The sequence below is a fragment of the Sphingosinicella flava genome, assembly GCF_016025255.1.
Taxonomy (GTDB): domain Bacteria; phylum Pseudomonadota; class Alphaproteobacteria; order Sphingomonadales; family Sphingomonadaceae; genus Allosphingosinicella; species Allosphingosinicella flava.
This window is the reverse complement of record NZ_CP065592.1, coordinates 1,597,523-1,615,413: the sequence shown is the minus strand read 5'-3', so window position 1 is coordinate 1,615,413 and position 17,891 is coordinate 1,597,523. Positions and strand designations below refer to the sequence as shown.

Below are 17,891 nucleotides of genomic sequence, written 5' to 3'. Positions count from 1 at the left end.
GTTGTTTCGATGACCCGCACGCTTCGCACCGGCCGCAAGGCGCTCCTCCTCCAGGCCGCACTGGGTACGGTTTTTGTTGCCTTGATCCCGGCGGACGCGGTTGCCCAAAGCGTCAGCACCGTCGGCGGCATCGTCACCTCCACCAACGCCAATGGCAGCGGCTCCACCGACATTACGACGAGCGGCATTACGACGAGCATCACGCTCGGCAACAGCCGGACGATCGTGAACTGGGCTACGCTGAATCTTCCAAGCGGCCGCAACCTCAACTTCATATTCAACAACCGCGGCGACATCGTATTGAACCGGCTGGCATCGGGCACCGCCACGATCAATGGCAGCGTGGTGGGCACTATGGGAAGCGGCGCGGGGCCGGTCGGCGGCAATGTCTGGTTCACCGCTCCGGGCGGCGTCGTCTTCAACAACGGCGCGATCGTCAACGTCGGCGGTCTGCTCGCCACGACGGCGCCGATCGCTGATGGCAACTTCCTGTTCGGCGGAAACAGCTTCAGCTTTGCGGGTGCGGCGCCGACCAGCAGCGTGACCGTGCGGAGCGGCGCGCAGCTCATCGTCAATGGCGGCACCCTCGCCCTCATCGCGCCGGTGGTGATTACCGAGGGAAGCTCGTTCATCAACGATTCGTCGACAGGGGCCAATTCCGACGTGCTGTTCGGCGCGGCCCAGGATTACACCATCACTTTCGCTCCGGACGCCAATGGCGATCTCGACCTGATGAGCTGGACCGTGCCGTCGAGCGCGGTGGGATCGAGCAGCGCCACGCCGATCGATCTGTCGGGCAGCGTCGATGCGGGGAACGTTTATCTTGGCGCCGTCAGCAGCCGGGCCCTCGCGGATGCGATCATCACCGTCACCGGGAATGTCAGGGCATCCGGCGCGGTGGCGAATAGCGACGGCAACATTGTCCTGGTCGCGGGCGGCGGGATTTCCAGCGGCGCGCCCACCATACCGATGGGCGCCGGCATCAATTTGAACACGTTCAGCCTGTTTTCCAACCGGGATATGACGTTAGTGGCGGGCCAGCTGCTGAACACCAACAGCGCTTCCCGTACCGTCGGCCGAAATTACGCCATAACCGCAGGCGACTTTACCGGCGGGGCATTCCAGCCCAGCTTCAGCACTACCACCGGCGATCTCACCATCACCGATACCGCGGGAGGTTTGGTCTTAAACGGCTTGACGGCGCCCGGAACCTTGACGGTCAACACCCTCAATGGATCGATCACTATCCTGGGCAGCGGCATATCCTCGACCAATGAGAATATCGTCCTGTCCGCCGGCGGATCGGGTATCATCCAACTGGATGGAGATGTGACGGCGACCGCCCTTGGCCGTTCCGTCAGCCTGAGCGCGTTCAACGCCATCATACAGAATAGCGGGACGATCGCCACCAACACGCTCACCGCCAACTCGGTCGGGGCCTCGGTCGATCTCGACAATGTCGCCAACGCGGTCACCACGCTGGGCGCTTCGAGCGCCGCGGGCGGCTTCCATTATCGCGATGCGAACGGCCTGGTCGTCTCGGGCGCCATAAATGGCGGCGGCGGCGTGACCCTCACGGCAGGCGCGGGCGCGACTCTCAATATTTCCAACGCGTCGGTCCAGGCGGCGGGCGGATCGATCAACCTTGCGGGCGACACAGTCGCGCTGGCGAACTCCACCGTGTCGAACAGCGGCGGACAGGTGGCGATCGCTGGAGCCGCTTCCCTGACCGGCAATGTCCAGGTGAGCGCGAATGGCAATGCGTCTTTCTCCGGAACGGTCGATGGCGCGGGCAGCCTGGTTGTCAATTCGCCGGGCATGACGACGTTCGGGGGCGCAGTCGGCGGAAACACCGCGCTCACCTCGCTTGTCACCGATGCGCCGGGTGCGACCGCTCTCAACGGAACAGTGCGCACGACCGGGGCGCAGACCTTCAACGATGCGGTGACCCTTGGCGGGGCTACGACGCTGACCAGCACCGGCGGGGGCGCCATTACGCTCAACACGGTCGACGGAGCGCAATCGCTGACGGTCAACACCAGCGGCGCTACGACCTTTAATGGACATGTGGGCGGCAACACGGTCCTGACGTCGCTGACGACCGATGTTGGCGGAACCGTGGCGATCAACGGCAACGTCACGACCAGCGGCGCCCAAGTCTATAATGAAACGGCGAGCCTTTCCGGCGAAATTTCCGCATCCAGTGTCGATTTCAACAGCGCCCTGACCCTGAAAGGCGCTGGAATTCGGTCGATCGGAGCCGGCAACATCTTCCTCTCCGCCGTCGATTCCGAAGTTGCGGGGCAGACCGGGCTCAACCTCTCCGGAACCTCGATTTTTCTTGAAAACCAGATCGGCTCGACCGCCGCTCTTGCCAGCCTGGCCGCGACAGGCGCGACGAACTTCCAGTTCGGGCTCTCGCAGATCACGACGACCGGCGCGCAAACGTATAACGGCAACAGCGTTCTGGGCGGGACTGGCACCAAGACCTTTGTCAGCACCGGCAACGGCGACATTGCCTTCAACGGCACGATCAATGGCGCTCTGAACCTCGTCGTGAACACGGCAGGATCGACGGTCTTTGGCGGCGCGATTGGCGGGAACACCGCGCTGGCCTCGCTTACCACCAACAGCGGCGGTTCGACTTCGATCTCCGGCAACATCTCCACCACTGGGGCGCAAAGCTATAACGACAATGTCGTTCTCGCCGCCAACGCCGCGCTGACGACCGGCGGCATAGCGAACGTGACGTTCGCCGGAGCCGTGGACGGCGCCTTCGGTCTGACCGTCAACAGTGGCGGAACGACCAGCTTTTCCGGCGGGGTCGGTCAAACGACCGCTCTTACGTCCCTCAGCACGGATGCGGGTGGAACCACGCAGTTAAGGGGCGCGATCACCACGACGGGCACTCAAACTTACGCCGACAATGTGGTTCTTGCCGGGGCAACGACGCTGACGGGAAGCACCAGCACCTTTGGGTCCGTGAGCGGCTCCGGCAACGATCTTGCGCTGAACTACAGCGGCAACACCACGATCACCGGCGCAACCTTCCTTGGCATTCGCAACCTTTCCACCGGCAATGGCGGCACGACGACCCTGGCAGGCGCCATCAACACCACTGGCACGCAGACGTATAACGACGCGGTGACGCTCAGCGGCGCGACGACCCTGAACAGCAGCGGCGCTGGCGCCGCAGGCAACATCACCATTGCCAATATCCTAGATTCGCAGACCGGTGCACAGGCCCTCACCATCAATACCGGGGGGACAACCACGCTGAGCGGCACGATCGGCGGCACTAGGGCCCTTGCATCGCTGACAACGGACGCTGCCGGATCCACGACGCTGAATTCAGGAGCCGTCACCACCACGGGCGCGCAGACCTATGCCGACACGGTTAATCTTGGCGCCGGCAGTCACAGCCTGACGGCCAGCAGCGTGAATTTCCAGCGCGTGAACGCCGTGTTCACGGGCACGAGCCTTCTGGTGGATGTGACCGGCGCCGCGACCTTCAATCAGGCCGTGGGCCAATTCACGCCCTTGGAAAGCCTGGGGTTAAGCGCCGGCACGGCTTCGTTCGCCGCCACCAATTCCGTGAACACGCTGGCGGCGAACATCCGTGCGGGCGGGCTGGGCTTCACCAATTCGGGCACGTTCACCGTTGGAACCGCAGGTGCTATCAGCGGCATCACCGCGACCGGGGACGTTTCCCTGGCAAGCGCGGGCGGCGGGATAACGCTCAATTCGAACGTCATTGCCTTGGGCCGGGTGGTCGATTTTTACACTTTCCGGGACATTTCGCAGTCGTCCACGGCGGGCATCTCCGCTGATATCCTGCGCATCGTCGCGGGGCGTTTTGAAGAAACCCAGGCTCATGTCAGCCTGCTTGGCGCCAACCAGGTCAATACGCTGGACAACATCTTCGCTTATGGCAGCTTCGGCTTCAGCAACGGACGCGCATTAACCCTTACCGGCAGCAATCGCGCGGCCAACAATTTCTCGGTCACGACCACGTCCGGCGACATGACGGTAGCCGTCGGCGGCAGTGTCGCCAGCACCCATAACGGCGACGTGACGCTCAACGCTGCGGGCAACCTGACGGTGCGCGACGTGTCCTCGGTCGGACGATATGTGGCAGGCGGCGACGTCAACCTGATCGCGGGCAGCACGCTCGACTTGGTGAATGGCGCGGCTGTCGGAGACGACATGTCGATGACGGCCGCCGATTTCGCGGGGGTCGCGCTGACCGGGCCTTATAGTGGCGCCACCCGCGACGATCTCACCATCACCGACACCTTGGGCGGATTGATTCTGGGCTCGTCCCTGAACGTGCCCGGCATGTTGACCGTGAACGTCCAGAATGGCGGCGGCCTCAACGTCGAAGGTGCGCTTTCGTCAACCAACAAGGGGGTCAGCCTCTCGGCGGGCGGGATTGTCCTGGCTGAAGATGTGACGACCGGCACATCCCAAAGTGTAACGCTCGTTTCCACGGCAGGCATCAGCCAGACCGCCGGATCGATCGTCACCGGCACGCTTTCCGGTTCCTCGACCGGCACCACCAGCCTGTCCAACTCTGCTTCGAACAACAATGTCGTGTCGCTGGGCGCGTTCACCGCGGGTGCTGGCTTCAGCTATGTCGACATTAACGGCTTCACCGTCACCGGCGCGCTGGGGAGCGGCGCGGGCGGACTGACCCTTGACGCCGAAACCGGAAACCTGGGGCTTGCCGCCGACGTCAATGCCGCGGGGCAAAATCTTCAAATCAACGCATTGGCGGGTTCCGTCACTCAGACGGCCGGCATTCTTAGGGCCGCCACGCTGAGCGGCTTTGTCAGCGTGGATACAATGCTGACGCAAGCGAACGAGATCACGAACCTTGGCGCTTTCACCACGAACAGCCTCAATCTCGCCGATGTCGGCGGACTTGCGATCACCGGCAATGTGCAGGCGAACGTCGCGGGCGGCGATGTGACCATCCGCACGACCGGTGGAAATCTGACCATCGGCGCAGCGGGCAGGCTGACCGGCCGGAACGTGGCCCTGTCCACGGACGCGGCTTTCGTCAACAATGCCTCCATCAACCCGATCACCACGAATGGGACCGGCCATTGGGTCGTCTACGCCGCGGCGCCTACAGGCAACACGTTCGGCGCTCTCAACAGCAACAACACCGCGATCTGGAACGGCAATATCGGCTCCGTCGCGCCGGGAAGCGTCAGCGGCAACCGCTACGTCTTCGCTTTCCAGCCGACCGTCACCTTCACTGCCGCCGACGTCACGAAAGTCTATGGCACCGACCTGACGGGGGCAGCCACCCTCTATACGGTTTCCGGACTTCAACCCGGAGTCGCGGGCGCGTTCCTGGGCGATACGGCGGCCATGGCCTTTTCCGGAGCGCCAGTCGTCACGTCGGGGGGACTTGCGGAGCGCGCCTCCGTGGCGGGTGGCCCTTATGCGACCGCCATTTCCACGGGCAGCCTCGCCGGGCTCAACGGCTATGCCGTCGCGGTCGCGGGCAACGGGCAGATCACCGTCACGCCCAAGGCGCTCACCGCGACCGCCTCGGCCAACAACAAGACCTATGACGGCAATGCCGATGCCACGGGCAGCATCGCCCTTGGCGGCATCGTCACCGGCGATGCCGTTTCGGCCAATGGCGCTTTCACCTTCGCCGACAAGCATGCGGCCGACAACAAGATCGTGACCGCGAGCGGCATCACGCTGAGCGGTGCGGACGCGGGCAATTATACCGTGGCAAGCGCCGCCACGGCACAGGCCAATATCGCCAGGAGAGCCATCACCGTCACGGGATCGGTGAGCGACAAGACCTATGACGGCACGACGGGTGCGAGCGGCAGCCTTGCGCTGAACGGCGCCGTCGTCACCGATGCGGTCAGCGCCGTCGGCTCCCTGGCCTTCGCCGACAAGACGGCCGGTATTGGCAAGGCCGTGAACGTCAGTGGCTTGGGCCTGACCGGCGCGGATGCGGCCAACTATACCGTCACTTTGCAAGCGCCGGTGACCGGGAACATCGCCCAAAGAGCGATTACGGCAACCGCCAGCGTCAGCAACAAGACCTATGACGGCACGACCGCCGCCACGGGCGGGCTTTCGCTCAACGGGGCGGTCGTCACCGACAGCGTCAGCGCGACCGGCGCGTTCGCCTTTGCCGACAAGAATGCCGGCACCGGCAAGGCCGTGAACGTCACCGGCCTGGGCCTGACCGGCGCGGATGCAGCCAACTATATCGTAACCTTGCAGGCGCCGGCGACGGCCGACATCGCCAGAAAAGCGATCACGGCAATCGCCACGGCGGTCGGCAAGACCTATGACGGCACGACCGATGCGACCGGCTCGCTAGCCTTGAACGGCGTGGCGGCGGGCGACGCCAACACCGTGGGCGCCACCGGCACCTTCGCCTTCGCCGACAAGAATGCAGGCGTCGGCAAGACGGTGAATGTCACCGGTTTAGGCCTGACCGGCGCGGATGCGGCAAACTATACCGTGACCCTCCAGGCACCGGCCACGGCCGACATTGCAAGGAAAGCGGTCACGGTCTCTGCCACGGCGAACGGCAAGACTTATGACGGCACGACCGGCGCGACCGGCAGCCTTGCGCTGAACGGCGTGATGGCCGGCGACGCCAACACCGTGGGCGCCACCGGCACTTTTGCTTTCGCCGACAAGAATGCCGGCACGGGCAAGGTGGTGAACGTCGGCAATATTGCGCTGAACGGCGCTGATGCGGGCAATTACATCCTGACCTCCGCCGACCAGACGGCAGTCGCCGACATTCTCCGGAAGGACATCCTCGCGGTCGCCGCCGCGAACAGCAAGACCTATGACGGCACGATCGCCGCCACCGGCAGCCTTGCGCTGAACGGCGTCGTGGCGGGCGATTCCGTGGCGGCAAGCGGCACCTTCGCCTTTGCCGACAGGAATGCCGGCGCAGCGAAGACCGTGGCTGTCAGCAATGTCACGATCAGCGGGGCCGACGCGGGCAACTATACGGTGACGATCCCGACATCCGCTTTGGCCGACATTCTCCGGAAGACGATCACGGCTACGGCCACGGCCAACAGCAAGACCTATGACGGCACAACCGCCGCCACAGGCACGATCGCCCTCGACGGCGTGGTGGCCGGCGACACGGTAACCGCCGGCGGCACCTTTGCCTTCGCCGACAAGAATGCCGGAACGGGTAAGACGGTCACCATAACCAATGCCGCCTTGAGCGGAACGGATGCTGGCAATTACACCCTGACGCTTCCGGCGCCCGCTTTGGCCGATATCCTGCGGAGAAGGATTTCCGGCACGGCGGTCGTGCAAGACAAGGTCTATGACGGCACGACCGCCGCGAACGGCAGCGTCGCGATCGATGGCGTCGTTGCCGGCGACCACGTCTCCGCTTCCGCAAGTTTCGCCTTCGCCGATCGCAATGCCGGAACAGGCAAGACGGTTTCCGTCAACGGGGCGGCGCTCGCCGGGTCTGACGCGGGCAATTATGTGCTGGCGCTTCCGGCCACCGCGATAGCGGCCATCTTGCGGCGCGCCATCACCGTGACCGCCGATCCGCAAAGCCGCCTGCAAGGACAACCGGATCCGGTGCTGACTTATCAGATAAGCGCCGGATCCCTGGCCGCCGGGGATGGCCTGACGGGTGCGTTGAGCCGCGCTGCCGGAGAGATTCCGGGCTCTTATGCCATCGGCCAGGGAAGCCTCGCGGCCTCGGCCAATTACGAACTTTCGTTCGTGGGCAATTCCTTGGTGATACAGCCGCGCCTGTCGGCTGAATCCTTCTCCGAATTCCTTTCAGCCGTCGGACAATGGGGCGAGGCGCGAAAGGAAGATCCCACCCTGGTCATCGATGAGAAAGAGACTTGCGGCCCGGCAAGTGGAGACGATGGAGAGGGCTGCCTTAATCAAGCGGGCGCGGACCACAGCCCTGGAACCGGCCTGCCGGCATCCTTTGCGGTCTTGAAATGAGGGTGACGGCAGGCTTCCTGATGCGTCAGGAAGCCTGCCGTCAGGCCGGACGGAAATTCAGCGCGAGGCCGTTCATGCAATAGCGCAGCCCGGTCGGCTTGGGCCCATCGTTGAAAACATGCCCCAAATGTCCGCCGCAACGGCGGCAGAGCACTTCGGTGCGCGGGGCCAGCATCGATCGGTCGCTTTTCGTCACGACGGCATTGGTCAGGGCGCGATAGAAACTCGGCCAGCCCGTGCCGCTGTCGAACTTGGCCGCCGATGAAAAAAGCGGCAGTCCGCAGCCTGCGCACGCGAAGGTGCCCCGGCGTTTTTCCCGGTTGAGCGGGCTGGAGCCGGGCCGTTCGGTGCCCGCCTGCCTCAGCACGGCGAAGCGTTGCGGGCCCAGGCGGCGGCGCCACTCCTGCTCGGTCCTGACGACTTCGAAGCGGGCGGCGGCTTTTGCGGGCGCCCGGGCGAACAAGGCGAGAGCCGAAATCGCGCAGCCCATGAACCGGCGCCTGTCGAAACTGGAGATCGTCATCATGCCAATCCTTTGCTGCCCCAAGATACGCCCCGCCGCCGGATTGGATGCAACCGGTTTCAACGCAGGGATTTTCAGAAGCGGGCAACGCAGGGCGCGAAGGGGATGCGGATGTCCGGCAGAGGCGTTCTTCGTAATGCTTGCCGGATGATGCGAAGCATGCGAATCTCACCGGATGCAAGGGGCGGATCAGTCGAGGAAGAGTGCGGATCGCGCGCGGCTGGCACAAACGCTTGTGAAGGTCCGCAACGGCGATCGCGCCGCCTTCGCGGAAGTCTATGCCAAAACGTCCGCGAAGCTGTTTGGCATCTGCCTGCGTATCTTGGCGGACAGGAGCGAGGCCGAGGACGTGTTGCAGGACGTATATGTGAGTGTCTGGCAAAAAGCGGGCGGGTTTGATCCCGGGCGCTCGAGCCCGATCACCTGGCTTGCATCGCTTGCGCGCAACCGGGCGATCGACCGGGTCCGGGCCCGCGGCAGAAAGCCGGCGGAGGCCTTGGACCGCGAGGCCCTGGATGTCGCGGATCCCGGCGCCTCGGCATTGGCCATATTGGAAGCCGGCGAGGATCGCCGGCGGCTGACGCATTGCCTCGGCACCCTGCAGGACCAGCAGCGCGGGGCGATCCGCGAAGCCTTTTACATGGGCTTCAGCTATGCCGAACTGGCCGCGCGCAAGGGCATTCCGCTCGGCACCGTGAAAAGCTGGATCAGGCGCGGGCTCATCAGCCTGAAGGAGTGCCTTCAACAATGAGCCTTGCGCCGGATCAGGATCGGAATCTGCTCGCCGCCGAATATGCTCTCGGCGTGCTCGACGGCGCGGATCGCGCGCGTGCGGAAATGCTGATCGCGTCCGACGCCGCCTTCGCCGCGCTCGTGGCGGAGTGGCAGGAGACCCTGTCGCCGCTGATCGACGATATCGACGCGGTGGAGCCCCCTGCAGGGCTTTTGCCCAGGATCGAGGCTTCGCTCCCTCCTCTTCGGACCGAAAGCGCCGTCATCCATCGCTTCGAACGGCGCATCAACCGCTGGAAGGCCTATTCCGCCGCGGTTTCGGCGGTGGCCGCTTCCTTGCTGATCGTTCTCGGCACCGGTCTTTTCCAGCGCGATACGGCGGTTCAGCCCCCGCCAAACCAGCCCGCCTTGGTTGCGAACGTCGCCGCGCAGGATCGAAGCGCCGCCTTCATCGTCTCTTATGATCCGGACGACGGCACGCTTCTGGTCAGCCCGGCCGTCGCGACGCCCGCCCCCGGCCACGATCATCAACTCTGGCTGATTCCGGCTTCCGGAACGCCCCGATCGCTTGGCCTTATCGCTTCCACGTCGCCGCATCGCATCCGGGTGCCGGTGCCGGTCAAGGCGGGATTCAGGCCCGACGCGACGATCGCGATTTCGGTGGAGCCCGTGGGCGGCTCCCCGACCGGGCAGCCGACCGGGCCGGTCGTGGCTTCCGGCAAGCTCGTGCGCGTTTAGGCACCAGGCTGCATCCGTTTTACGGTTCGGTCCGTATCTTCATCGCAACCTCGACGATGGTTGCCATGAACAAGGGACCAAAAATGAAAAACTTCCTCCGTTCCACAGCGGTCATCGCCGCGCTCGGCCTTTCGCTCTCCGCCTGCATGACCACCGGCGGCGGCGCCTATGCCGCAGGCGATATGGACGGCGTGGTCACCGTCGGCGGCGCGCCGATGTATGCCAATCGCACGATCGTGCAGAATGCCGTCAATTCGCAGGATCACACCACCCTCGTCGCCGCGGTCAAGGCGGCGGGCCTCGTCGATACCTTGTCGGGCGCGGGGCCGTTCACGGTCTTCGCCCCCACCAACGATGCCTTCGCCAAATTGCCGGCGGGAACGGTGGATACTCTCCTGCAGCCGCAGAACCAGGCGATGCTGCAGTCCGTGCTGACCTATCATGTCGTTGCCGGGCGGCTGACCGCCGCCGACCTCATGTCCCGCATCCGGGCAGGCGGCGGCCAGGCCAGCCTCACGACCGTCCAGGGCGGCACGTTGACCGCGCGCATGATGGGCGACCGGATCATGCTGGTCGATGCGAAGGGCGGCATGGCCCATGTCACCCAGGCGGACGTGCTGCAGTTGAACGGCGTCATCCACGTCACCGATGCGGTTTCACTTCCGGGCTGATCCCTGTTTCGGCCCGGCGGGCGCCGCGATCGTCCTCGCGGCGCCCGAACGCCCTGCCTGACGGCAGCGCTCACTCACCGCTTGCCCGCTTCCCAATCTTTTTGTCATGGAAGACAGAGCCTTGAAGCATATCGGCGAATTTCGCCGGGCGATCGAGGCTAAGGCGTGAGGAAAAGGGCGGATGGCTGATCACCAAAACGGCGCGACGCCCATTTGCGTTTCGGACTGCCGCTCCCTGCTTGGCGAGGGCCCGGTCTGGGTAGAGCGGGAGGATGCGCTTTACTGGGTGGATATCAAAGGGGGTCTGCTGCTCCGGCTCGACATCGGCAGCGGCGCGACGACGCAATGGACGCCGCCTGTACCCATTTGCTCGCTCGCGCCGCGGCAAGGCGGCGGCTTCGTCGCGGCCACTTATCGCGGCTTCGCCTTCTTCGACCCGGAAAAAGGGTCTTTCGAATTTCTGGGCGAGGTGGAGCCGGACCTTCCCGGCAACCGCTTCAACGACGGCAAGGCCGACCGGAGGGGCCGCTTCTGGGCGGGCACGATGGACGATTCCGAAACCCAGGCTTCGGGCGCGCTATACCGGCTCGATCCCGATCTCCGCGTCCACCGCCATGACGAGGGGTATCGCGTCACCAACGGCCCGGCCTTCAGCGGGGATGGACGCATCCTCTACCATACCGATTCCGCGCGGCAGATCGTCTATGCGTTCGATCTCGACGATCGCGGCGAGCCGGGGGAGCGGCGCGTCCTGGCCCGCTTCGGGGAGGGCGACGGCTATCCCGATGGCATGACCGTCGATGCGCAAGGTTGTTTGTGGATCGCCTTTTGGGATGGCTGGTGCGTCCGCCGCCTGTCGCCGGGGGGAGACGTGATGGCGACGATCGCGCTTCCGGTGCAGCGGCCGACCAGTTGCGCCTTTGGCGGCGAGGGCCTGGACCGCCTGTTCGTCACGTCGGCGCGCATCGGATTATCGGCGGAAGACCTGGCCGGGCAACCGCAAGCGGGCGGGCTCTTTTCATGGAAGCCCGGCGCAACCGGACTGGCCGACATGCCGTTCCAGGGCTGAAAGGCGAAAAACTGCGCCCCATGGCCCATCGGTTTGGAAGGAAGGATCCGGAATGAAAGCTGCGGATGTGAGGCGCGCCGCATTCGGAAAGCTGCCGGACGGGCGGGTCGTGGAAGCGGTCACGCTCACCAACGGCAATGGCGTCGAGGTCCGCATCATCACCTTTGGCGCGGCCATTCAGTCCGTCATCGTGCCGGACCGCGACGGCGGCAAAGCGGACGTCGCCCTGGGCTATCCGACCCTCGACGGCTATCTCGCCGGCTCCGAATATTTCGGCGCGACCGTCGGCCGCGTCGCCAATCGCATCGCCCAGGGCCGCTTCACGCTCGACGGGAAGCCCTTCCTCCTGCCCGTCAACAACGGCCCCAATTCGCTGCACGGCGGCACCACGGGTTTCGACAAGGCGCTCTGGACGATAATCTCCGTGACGCGGGGCGCGCGGCAAAGCGTGACCCTGCGCCATGTCAGCCCGGACGGCGATCAGGGCTATCCCGGTACGCTCACTGTCACGGCGACTTATTCGCTGGACGAAAACAATGTTCTCGCCGTCGACTATGGCGCGACCACCGACAGGACGACGATCGTCAACCTGTCCAACCATGCTTATTGGAATCTCGCGGGCGAAGGATCGGCGGATGGCGCGATGGGGCATCTGCTCACCATTCCCGCCGATCATTATCTGCCGACCGACGCCACCGCCATTCCCACCGGCGAATTCCGCCTGGTCGGCGGAACGGCGTTCGATTTCCGCAAGCCCATCGCCGTCGGCGCGCGCGTCCGCGATGCATCGGACGAACAAATCCGCTTTGGGCGCGGCTACGACCATAATTGGGTGGTCGATCGCCATATCGCCGCGGCGCCGCGGCTCCTTGCCCGGGTCGAGGAACCGAAATCGGGACGTGTTCTGGAAGTGCTCTCGACCCAGCCCGGCCTGCAATTCTATTCCGGCAATTTCCTGGACGGGACAATTGTCGGCAAGGGCGGCAAGCTCTACCGCCAGGGCGACGCGATCGCGCTGGAACCGCAAATGTTTCCCGATACGCCGAACCGTCCGGAATTCGGCTCGGTGCGGCTCGAGCCCGGCCAGACTTACCGGAACCTGATCCTGTTCCGCTTTTCGGCGATCGGCGTTCCTTAAGGTTCAGGCGAAAGGCTCGACGAGCTCCCGCCGGCCCGCCAGATAGGCGTCGGCGACGATCCGCAAGGGATCGCTGTCGACATCGCTTTGGCCCGTTCGAATGAGCGCCGCGAACCGTTCATAGATGGACCGGTATTCGCCCGCTCCGCCGAACGCCCGCCGCTCCCCATTCACCAGCAGGGTCGCGCCGCCGTCATGCAGCTCGATCACGCCGCCGTCCGCCGTTTCGGCGCGGATCGTCCATCTCTCGCCCTCCGTGTAGCGCCAGTCGAGTTCCGCCCCGAACGCGCCCCTCTCGCTCGCGAAGGTCAGGCTGGCGGCGATCGGCGTCTGGCGGTTGGACGGAAAGCGCAACGTCGCCGCCCGCACGAACAGCGGAACGGGCAGGATGCGCGTCGCGATCGAAAGGGCGTTGATGCCCGGATCGAAGACGCCGAACCCGCCCGGCTCCCAGATCCACTCCTGGCCGGGATGCCATTTGCGCACATCCTCGAACCAGTGGATGTGAAAGGCGGTCACGACCTTGCCCGCCAGCAGCGCGCGGGCCGCGTCCACCGCGGGATTGTGCTGCGCGTGCCAGGCGGTGAACAGGGTGCGGCGGCTCTGCCCGGCCAGCGCCTCGAGGTGCTGGATTTCGCCAAGCGTCGCGGCTGGCGGCTTTTCGAGAAGGACGTGGAGCCCCGCATCAAGGGCATCGCGCGCGATCGCGTAGCGGGCCGCAGGGGGCGTGCAGATCGCGACCGCATCGAGCCGCCCGGCCATCCCCGCGATCAACGCCCCGTGCGTGCCGAACGCCTGCCCCGGCGCTTCCGGGTGGGGATGAGGACTGGCTGTCGCGACGATTTCGAAATCCGGGTTGGCAAGGATCGCGGGCATGTGCTGATCCTGCGCGATCTTGCCGTAACCGATGATGGCGATGCGGATGGACATCAGCTTAGGGCCGCGACGAAGGCCGCCGCCTGCCGCCCGGCATCGCCGGCGGTCTGGCCGGGGCTGTACAGGGCCGAACCCAGGCCGAAGCCGTCGGCGCCCGCATTGCGATAGGGGGCCATATTATCCGGCTTCACGCCGCCGACGACAACCAGCGGCACGTCCTTCGGCAGCACGGCGCGCTGCGCCTTGACCATCGCGGGAGAGGCGGCCTCGGCCGGGAACAGCTTCAGCACATGCGCGCCCGCGCCGAGCGCGGCGAAGGCCTCGCTCGGCGTGAAATAGCCCGGGGCCGAGACCAGCCCCGCTTCGACGCTGGCCCGGATGACGGACGGGTCGGTGGACGGCGACACGATGATCCGCCCGCCCGCCGCCGCCACCTCGGCGACCTGCCCCGGCCGCAGCACCGTTCCGGCGCCGATCAAGGCGGTCTCGCCGAACGCGGCGGACAGGCGCCTGATGCTCTCCAGGGGATCGGGCGAATTGAGCGGCACTTCGATGATGCGGATCCCCGCGTCGATGAGCGCGCCGCCGATCGCTTCTGCCTCGTCTGGCCGGACGCCGCGAATGATCGCGATCAAGGGGCAGGCCGAAAAAAGGGCGCGGAATTGGTCCAGGGCGTCCATCACAACATCTCCCTCAAGGCATGAATACCGGCGCGGAACGCGGCCGCGCCATCCACTTCAATGGCTTCGCGTCCGGCCCGTTCCAGCACCCGGGCGTAAAGCGCGCACAGGTCCGGCCGGCCGACCAGGGCGACCGGCCCCGGCCCGTCGAACGCGAGCCCGCCCCGCACGTCGCTTCCGATCAGCAGGCCGCTCGCAAAGGATGCGGCCCCCTCATCCGGCCGGCCAAGAACATAGCGCGCGCGGATGGAAAAGAGGCCGGAGAGAAGGTCGCCGCCTTGGAGTCCCTCCGTCGCGCCCGCGATAAAAGACGGGTTCGCCGCGATCGTGCCGCCCAGCTGCGGCGACAGAATGCTGCCGTTTTTGAGGAGGCTGAACATCTCTCCGGTCATCATCGTGCGGAAGCGCGCGATCCGCCCGTCTTCCAGAACCATCCATTTGCAATGGGTGCCGGGGTGGCAGAGCAGGGCGTCGCGCGGCACCAGGCCCGCCGCGACCGCGCCCAGCGCCTGGACTTCCTCGCCCCGCATGACATCCGCCGGGGCGCCCTCGCCGGAGGACAGGCCGGGCACGATGCCGATCTCGCCGGGGACGACCCAGCGGATCGCGGGCGCCAGATCGGCGATTCCGGCCGGGCAGGCGACATAGGCCGTTTCGATCCAGCCGCGATTGGAGCCGATCATTCCCGCGAGCAGCACCGGATGGGGGCCGAAGCGGCTTTGTATGTCGGCCACCGCCGCTGGAAAACCGCCGCATGGAACGCTCAGGACGCCCAGATCGTCTTCCATTTTCCCGATCAACTGGCCGGCGCCGTCGAGAAGATAGGCGCGGCGGTTGGTCGTTCCCCAATCCACCGCGATGCAGTTTCCTCGCCACCCCATATAGTTCTCTACCTCTCTTCCTTCGATCCTGTTTAGGCCGATTCCCGTGGCGAAATTCAGGGCCAGCGGGTTTCCGGATCGGCGTGGCGACGTCCATCGATGGACATCGGCCATCGAAACTTTTTGTTCCCTGGGCTGCCGCGCGAAACGCGGTTGGGCCCCTTTCCAAAGGTTTCGTGCCGGCCGGGTGCAACACTGCTTTTGGGGCAACCCTTCTCATGGTAGGCGCACGCGCATGCTTAGCCTGAATGGAATCACGGTGCGCCTTGGCGGGCGCGCCATCCTCGACGGGGCGACGGCGGCGCTGCCGCCCCGCAGCCGGGTCGGCCTCGTCGGCCGGAACGGCGCGGGCAAGTCCACCCTCATGCGCGTCGTCGCCGGCATGCTCGATCCCGACGAAGGCTCTGCCGACATGCCGAAGGGCGCGCGGCTCGGCTATATCGCGCAGGACGCGCCGGGCGGAACCGCCACGCCGTTCGAAACGGTACTGGCCGCCGATACCGAGCGCGCGGCGCTGCTCGCGGAATCGGCGGGCTGCGACGACCCGGACCGTCTGGGCGAAATTCACGAGCGGCTGAACGCGATCGACGCTTATGCCGCGCCCTCCCGCGCCGCCCGCATCCTCGTCGGCCTCGGTTTCGACGAGGACATGCAGCACCGGCCGCTCGACAGCTTTTCCGGCGGCTGGCGAATGCGGGTCGCGCTCGCCGCCCTCCTCTTCTCCGCCCCCGATCTTTTGCTCCTCGACGAGCCGTCCAACCACCTCGACCTGGAAGCGGTGCTGTGGTTGGAGGATTTCCTCAAAAGCTATCGCGCGACCATCCTGGTCGTGAGCCACGAGCGCGATTTCCTCAACAATGTCGTCGATCACATCCTCCACCTCGATCGCGGCACGCTGACGCTCTATCCGGGCGGCTATGACGCGTTCGAGTGTCAGCGCGCCGAGCGCCAGGCGCAGCAGGCGGCGGCGCGCGAAAAGCAGAGCGCCCAGCGCGAGAAATTGCAGGCTTTCGTCGATCGCTGGCGGGCGAAGGCGAGCAAGGCAAAGCAGGCGCAGAGCCGCCTCAAGGCGCTCGCCAGGATGACTCCGATCGCCGAGCTGGTGGACGATCCCAGCCTGTCCTTCGGTTTTCCCAATCCCGACGACTTGAAACCGCCCTTGGTCACGCTCGACATGGCGGCGGCGGGTTATGGCGAGACGCCGATCCTGACGCGCCTCAACTTCCGTCTCGACCCCGACGACCGCGTGGCCTTGCTCGGCCGCAACGGCAACGGCAAGACGACGCTCGCGCGGCTGCTCGCCGCGCAGCTTCCGCCGATGGAGGGCGACGTCAGCCGCAGCGGCAAGCTCAAGGTCGGTTATTTCACCCAATATCAGGTGGAGGAACTGGACGGGGCGGACACGCCGTTCCAGCATATGGCGCGGCTGATGACCGGGGCGACGCCCGCCGCCGTCCGCGCGCAACTCGGCCGGTTCGGCTTTTCCGGCGACAAGGCGATGACGGAGGTGCGCAAATTGTCCGGCGGCGAACGCGCGCGGCTCGCTTTGGCGCTCATCACCCGGGATGCGCCGCACCTGCTGATCCTCGACGAGCCGACCAACCATCTGGACGTCGATGCGCGCGAGGCGCTCGTGCAAGCGCTGAACGATTATTCCGGCGCCGTGGTGGTGGTCTCGCACGACCGGCATATGCTGGAGCTGATCGCGGATCGGCTGGTGCTGGTGGACGGCGGCACCGCGCGCGAGTTCGACGGCAGCCTGGACGATTATACCGCCCTGGTGCTGGCCCGGGATACGGGCGCGCCGAAGGGCCCGGCGAAGGGGAATCGCAAGGACGAGCGGCGCCTGGCCGCCGCCGCGCGCGAGCAGGGCCAGGCGCTGCGGTCGAAGACGAAGGCGGCCGAGGCCGAAATGGCGAAGCTCGGCGAACTGCGCAGCGCCATCGACCGCGCGATGTTCGATCCGGACGGCGCTGACGCCGCTCTCGCCAAGCTCACGATGACCGAATTGATGAAGAAGCGCGCGGAGGTGGAGCGGCAGCTGGAAGCCGCCGAGGCGCAATGGCTGGAGGCGAGCGAAGCGCTGGAGGGACTGGCGGCCTGAAGCTCAGATCGCGCCAATCTCCACGATCTCGATCGCCTCGGCCTTGCCGGCAAAGTCGACATATTCCCCGGCGAACGCGCCCATCACCGCGCGGGCGAGCGGGGCGGAAAAGGAGATGAGGCCCGCCGACGGATCGGCCTCGTCGTCCCCCACGATCGCGATGTCGCGCACCGCGCCATCGTGACGAAGGCGGACCCGCGAACCGAAGCCGACTTCGCCCTCGGGCGGCGGCGGCGCGACTTGCGCGGTGGCGAGGCGGGTCCGCCAATAACGCAGGTCGCGCTTCGTCTCCTCCAGCCCCGCCGCATCCTGATCGCTGGCGATCCTGGCCTCGAGCTCGGCCACGCGCGTTTCGATCTGCGCCAGGCCGTTCGGGGTGACGAGATTGGGCCCCACCGGAATCGGGATTTCGAACCGCGGTTCCTTATGCTCCTCATCGCTTTCGCGGCGAAATGCGACACTCATCGTCCGGTTCCTTTCGCGGGCGCGTCAA

12 protein-coding genes are annotated in these 17,891 nt (G+C 65.8%); 7 read left to right on the top strand and 5 right to left on the bottom strand.

Annotated features, from left to right (window positions below; all coding sequences use genetic code 11):
* The first annotated feature begins 9 nt into the window (after positions 1-9).
* A complete protein-coding gene (locus tag IC614_RS08310) occupies positions 10-7,986 on the top strand; it encodes a YDG domain-containing protein (protein WP_200970882.1) in 7,977 nt (2,658 codons plus the stop codon).
* 40 nt (positions 7,987-8,026) lie between these two features.
* On the opposite strand, the gene msrB is transcribed toward IC614_RS08310, so the two are convergent.
* The gene (gene msrB, locus IC614_RS08305; protein WP_200970881.1) at positions 8,027-8,512 is read right to left on the bottom strand and encodes a peptide-methionine (R)-S-oxide reductase MsrB; all 486 of its coding nucleotides are present in this window, start codon (positions 8,510-8,512) and stop codon (positions 8,027-8,029) included.
* A gap of 172 nt (positions 8,513-8,684) precedes the next feature.
* On the opposite strand from msrB, the gene IC614_RS08300 reads away from it, so the two are divergent.
* The 5 genes from IC614_RS08300 (at position 8,685) to IC614_RS08280 (ending at position 12,857) form a co-directional block, all read left to right on the top strand.
* Positions 8,685-9,260: a sigma-70 family RNA polymerase sigma factor gene (locus IC614_RS08300; RefSeq protein ID WP_200970880.1), complete on the top strand. Its 576-nt coding sequence runs from the start codon at positions 8,685-8,687 to the stop codon at positions 9,258-9,260.
* Positions 9,257-9,979: an anti-sigma factor gene (locus IC614_RS08295; protein ID WP_200970879.1), complete on the top strand. Its 723-nt coding sequence runs from the start codon at positions 9,257-9,259 to the stop codon at positions 9,977-9,979. The genes IC614_RS08300 and IC614_RS08295 overlap by 4 nt, the downstream gene beginning before the upstream one ends.
* Before the next feature lie 83 nt (positions 9,980-10,062).
* On the top strand, positions 10,063-10,650 hold the full coding sequence (locus IC614_RS08290) for a fasciclin domain-containing protein (RefSeq protein WP_200970878.1): 588 nt from the start codon (positions 10,063-10,065) through the stop codon (positions 10,648-10,650).
* A 181-nt stretch (positions 10,651-10,831) separates the two neighbouring features.
* Positions 10,832-11,719: an SMP-30/gluconolactonase/LRE family protein gene (locus IC614_RS08285; RefSeq protein ID WP_200970877.1), complete on the top strand. Its 888-nt coding sequence runs from the start codon at positions 10,832-10,834 to the stop codon at positions 11,717-11,719.
* A gap of 52 nt (positions 11,720-11,771) precedes the next feature.
* Positions 11,772-12,857: an aldose epimerase family protein gene (locus IC614_RS08280; RefSeq protein ID WP_200970876.1), complete on the top strand. Its 1,086-nt coding sequence runs from the start codon at positions 11,772-11,774 to the stop codon at positions 12,855-12,857.
* 3 nt (positions 12,858-12,860) lie between these two features.
* Here IC614_RS08280 and IC614_RS08275 read toward each other — a convergent pair whose 3' ends face one another.
* The 3 genes from IC614_RS08275 to IC614_RS08265 are packed head-to-tail and all read right to left on the bottom strand — an operon-like array spanning position 12,861 to position 15,294.
* Positions 12,861-13,790, bottom strand: coding sequence for a Gfo/Idh/MocA family protein (locus IC614_RS08275; RefSeq protein ID WP_200973161.1), 930 nt, complete (start codon positions 13,788-13,790; stop codon positions 12,861-12,863).
* On the bottom strand, positions 13,787-14,413 hold the full coding sequence (locus IC614_RS08270) for a 2-dehydro-3-deoxy-6-phosphogalactonate aldolase (RefSeq protein WP_200970875.1): 627 nt from the start codon (positions 14,411-14,413) through the stop codon (positions 13,787-13,789). Before IC614_RS08270 ends, IC614_RS08275 begins: the two co-directional genes overlap by 4 nt.
* Positions 14,413-15,294, bottom strand: a complete 882-nt coding sequence (locus tag IC614_RS08265; protein WP_200970874.1) for a 2-dehydro-3-deoxygalactonokinase — start codon at positions 15,292-15,294, stop codon at positions 14,413-14,415. The genes IC614_RS08270 and IC614_RS08265 overlap by 1 nt, the downstream gene beginning before the upstream one ends.
* 235 nt (positions 15,295-15,529) lie before the next feature.
* On the opposite strand from IC614_RS08265, the gene IC614_RS08260 reads away from it, so the two are divergent.
* Positions 15,530-17,398 (top strand): ABC-F family ATP-binding cassette domain-containing protein, encoded by a 1,869-nt coding sequence (locus tag IC614_RS08260; RefSeq protein WP_200970873.1) that lies wholly within the window; start codon positions 15,530-15,532, stop codon positions 17,396-17,398.
* A 3-nt stretch (positions 17,399-17,401) separates the two neighbouring features.
* On the opposite strand, the gene IC614_RS08255 is transcribed toward IC614_RS08260, so the two are convergent.
* Positions 17,402-17,863: a GreA/GreB family elongation factor gene (locus tag IC614_RS08255; protein ID WP_200970872.1), complete on the bottom strand. Its 462-nt coding sequence runs from the start codon at positions 17,861-17,863 to the stop codon at positions 17,402-17,404.
* Between the last annotated feature and the right edge of the window lie 28 nt (positions 17,864-17,891).